The following is a 2833-nucleotide window of genomic DNA, read 5'->3' on the forward strand; positions in this document are numbered from 1 at the left end:
CGCGCGCCGCACCGGCCCCGACGGCCGCCGACGCAGACGCCCCCCTGCCGCCGCCACCGGACGGCTATACCCCGGTTCAGGACATGGACGAGGCCATCATCGCCCACAGCCCCGCCGTGCTCGCCCATACCGGCCCGGGCCTTCCGGGGGGCGAGGCCCAGCAGATCACGCGTCAGGACCAGAACGTCCCGTCGCATTTCAGCGTGTTCGGCCTGCCGATCAAATTCAACGCACCGGTGCCGCCGCCATATAACGCCGAATTTACCTATCGCACCTTCGGCGGCCAGCCGGGGAACGGCCGGGGCGACGCCACTGCCGCATGGGGCACGGCCGGCGAACCGTAAGGGCCGGACACGCCCTGCCCCGACGTCCGCGTCCTAGCGTCCGCGAAGGACAAGCGTCGGCGGGGGAAGCGTGACGGTCGGCACCGGTTGCAGCGCCACCACCGCGGGCGGCGCAGGCGGAACGCGACGCGCCGCCTTCACGACATCGACCGGAATGGTGACGATCTCCATGGGTGGGCGTTTGGGGTGGTGCGTCAGCACCAGCGTGACCGCGCCATACACCAGCACAAGCCCTGCCAGCACCGCGATCTTCAGGCGTCGCGGCTGCGGCAGACGCGGCAGGGTGGGCGGCGTGGGGCGAAGGGACATACGAAAAGCCTCAGGAAAGACGTAGCGCAAAAACGTGGCGCGGTGTGGCCGTGGCGGAGGGCCGATCTGTGCCAAGTTCCGGTGTGGGGCGCAATCAGGTATGGCCTTTTCACCCCCGTCCGCGATAGATAGGCACTTAATATAATTTATTAACCGAACCGGAGGCCGGTCATGACCACGCCAGCACAGTCCGCTTCACCCGATTCCGTGATGGAGCACGCCCGTCTGCAGGTGCTCGACGCCCGGTCGGACGCAGCACGTTGCCCGGTTGTCCGATCGTTTTTCGACGAGACCACGTTCACGGCCACGCATGTCGTCCACGATCCCGTCAGCCGGCAGGCCGCCATCATCGATTCCGTGCTCGACTACGACCCGGCGTCCGGCCGCACGCAGCACGGCACTGCCGCGCGGATCGTGGACTATGTCGTGGCCGAAGGGCTGACCGTCGCATGGCAGCTCGAAACGCATGCGCACGCGGATCATCTCTCGGCCGCACCCTGGCTGCAGACCCAGGTGGGTGGAAAACTGGGTATCGGTCGCGACATTGTCCGGGTGCAGTCGGTATTCGGCAAGATCTTCAATGCCGGCACCGAGTTCGCGCGCGACGGATCCCAGTTCGATGCCCTGTTCGACGATGGCTCGCAGTTCCATCTGGGCACGATCCCGGTCACGTGCCTGCATGTGCCGGGCCATACACCGGCCGATATGGCGTACATCATCGGCGATGCGGCGTTCATCGGCGACACGCTGTTCATGCCCGATTACGGGACCGCACGCGCGGATTTTCCCGGCGGCAGCGCGACGACGCTGTTTGCCTCCGTCCGGCGCCTGCTGACGCTGCCTGACGAGACGCGCGTCTTTCTGTGCCACGATTACAAGGCGCCGGGCCGTGACTATTTCGCGTGGGAGACCACGATCGGCGCCGAACGGGCGAGCAACGTCCATGTCCATGACGGCGTGGACGAGGCGACGTTCGTGGCCATGCGCACCCAACGGGATGCGACACTGAACCTCCCGACGCTGATCATGCCCTCGGTGCAGGTCAACATACGCGGCGGCCGCCTGCCGGAGCCGGAAGACAACGGCACCTCATACATCAAGATACCGATCAATGTTCTCTAAGCTCCGCTCCCTGCTGCACGGCCGGACGCCGGCACCCGACCAGCCCTTCAAGGCCCGTCCCCTGTCCGACGATTTCGCGGTCTGTCCGCAGATCGCGGCCGACGACGCTGCCGCTATCGCCGCCGCCGGATTCGCCACGGTCGTGTGTATGCGCCCCGACCATGAGGAGCCGGGGCAGCCGACGGCGGCCCATATCGGGCAGGCCTGCGCCGACGCGGGCCTCGCCTTCGCATTCCTGCCGACCCCGGTCGGCGCGTCCGGCGATGTGCAGGAACTGCGCGCGGTGCTGTCCAGCCATCCCGCCCCTGTTCTCGCCTATTGCCGCTCCGGTGCCCGCGCCGCTCGCCTGTGGGAAGCCGCACGGACCGGCGAACGTTCATGACCCTGTCCGCCGGGGCCGCCTCGGTCGTCATGCAGATGGGCGCCGAAGCTGGCGTGGCGGCCGTTCTGTGCGGTGTCGTGGTCGGGCTGGTGCTTGGTCTTGTGGGTGGCGGCGGGTCGATCCTGGCGGTGCCGCTGATGGTCTATGTCGTGGGGGTTCGCGATCCGCACGTGGCCATCGGCACCAGTGCCCTGGCCGTGGCGGTCAACGCACTGGTCAGCCTGGGGGGGCATGCGCGCGCGGGCACGGTCAAGTGGCGCTGCGCCAGCATCTTTGGTGCCTGCGGGATGGCGGGCGCGCTGCTGGGTGCCGAACTGGGCAAGGCCGTCGACGGCCAGCGGCTTCTGGCGGCGTTCGCACTCCTGATGATCGTGGTGGGCGTGCTGATGCTGCGCGGACGACGGGATCTGGGCAACCCGGGGGCGGCCTGCAATCGCGACAATGTCGGCAAGGTGTGCGCGTGCGCTCTGGGCACAGGTGGTCTGTCGGGGTTTTTTGGCATTGGGGGTGGCTTTCTGATCGTGCCCGGCCTGATCGCGTGCACCGGCATGCCGATCCGCAACGCGATCGGCACGTCGCTGTTCGCCGTGGCGGTCCTCGGCCTGACGACGGCGCTGTCCTATGCCCTGACCGGGCTGGTGGACTGGCCGGTCGCGGCCCTGTTCATCGCGGGCGG

4 protein-coding genes and 1 pseudogene are annotated in these 2833 nt (G+C 68.1%); 4 read left to right on the top strand and 1 reads right to left on the bottom strand.

The genetic code is table 11. The features are described from left to right. Window positions 1-344, top strand: a pseudogene (locus HUK82_RS15635) (hypothetical protein); the annotation flags it as partial. Between the two features lie 33 nt (window positions 345-377). Here the strand turns inward: HUK82_RS15635 and HUK82_RS15640 are convergent. Next, window positions 378-653 carry a hypothetical protein gene (locus HUK82_RS15640; protein ID WP_176614823.1) on the bottom strand — a complete coding sequence of 92 codons (276 nt, stop codon included), beginning with the start codon at window positions 651-653 and terminating at the stop codon, window positions 378-380. A gap of 210 nt (window positions 654-863) precedes the next feature. On the opposite strand from HUK82_RS15640, the gene HUK82_RS15645 reads away from it, so the two are divergent. The 3 genes from HUK82_RS15645 to HUK82_RS15655 form a co-directional block, all read left to right on the top strand. Continuing rightward, a complete protein-coding gene (locus HUK82_RS15645) occupies window positions 864-1775 on the top strand; it encodes an MBL fold metallo-hydrolase (RefSeq protein ID WP_176614825.1) in 912 nt (303 codons plus the stop codon). Next, on the top strand, window positions 1765-2157 hold the full coding sequence (locus HUK82_RS15650) for a TIGR01244 family sulfur transferase (RefSeq protein ID WP_176614824.1): 393 nt from the start codon (window positions 1765-1767) through the stop codon (window positions 2155-2157). The genes HUK82_RS15645 and HUK82_RS15650 overlap by 11 nt, the downstream gene beginning before the upstream one ends. 29 nt (window positions 2158-2186) lie before the next feature. Next, the coding region (locus HUK82_RS15655) for a sulfite exporter TauE/SafE family protein (protein WP_176614826.1) at window positions 2187-2833 on the top strand (647 nt) is incomplete at its 3' end.

It is taken from the genome of Ameyamaea chiangmaiensis, from assembly GCF_013376175.1.
In the GTDB taxonomy this organism is placed as follows: Bacteria; Pseudomonadota; Alphaproteobacteria; order Acetobacterales; family Acetobacteraceae; genus Ameyamaea; species Ameyamaea chiangmaiensis.

Bases quoted from the DNA above. Each gene is read 5' to 3' on its own strand.
- HUK82_RS15640 (WP_176614823.1), bottom strand. From the start codon at position 653: ATGTCCCTTCGCCCCACGCCGCCCACCCTGCCGCGTCTGCCGCAGCCG.
- HUK82_RS15645 (WP_176614825.1), top strand. From the start codon at position 864: ATGGAGCACGCCCGTCTGCAGGTGCTCGACGCCCGGTCGGACGCAGCA.
- HUK82_RS15650 (WP_176614824.1), top strand. From the start codon at position 1,765: ATGTTCTCTAAGCTCCGCTCCCTGCTGCACGGCCGGACGCCGGCACCC.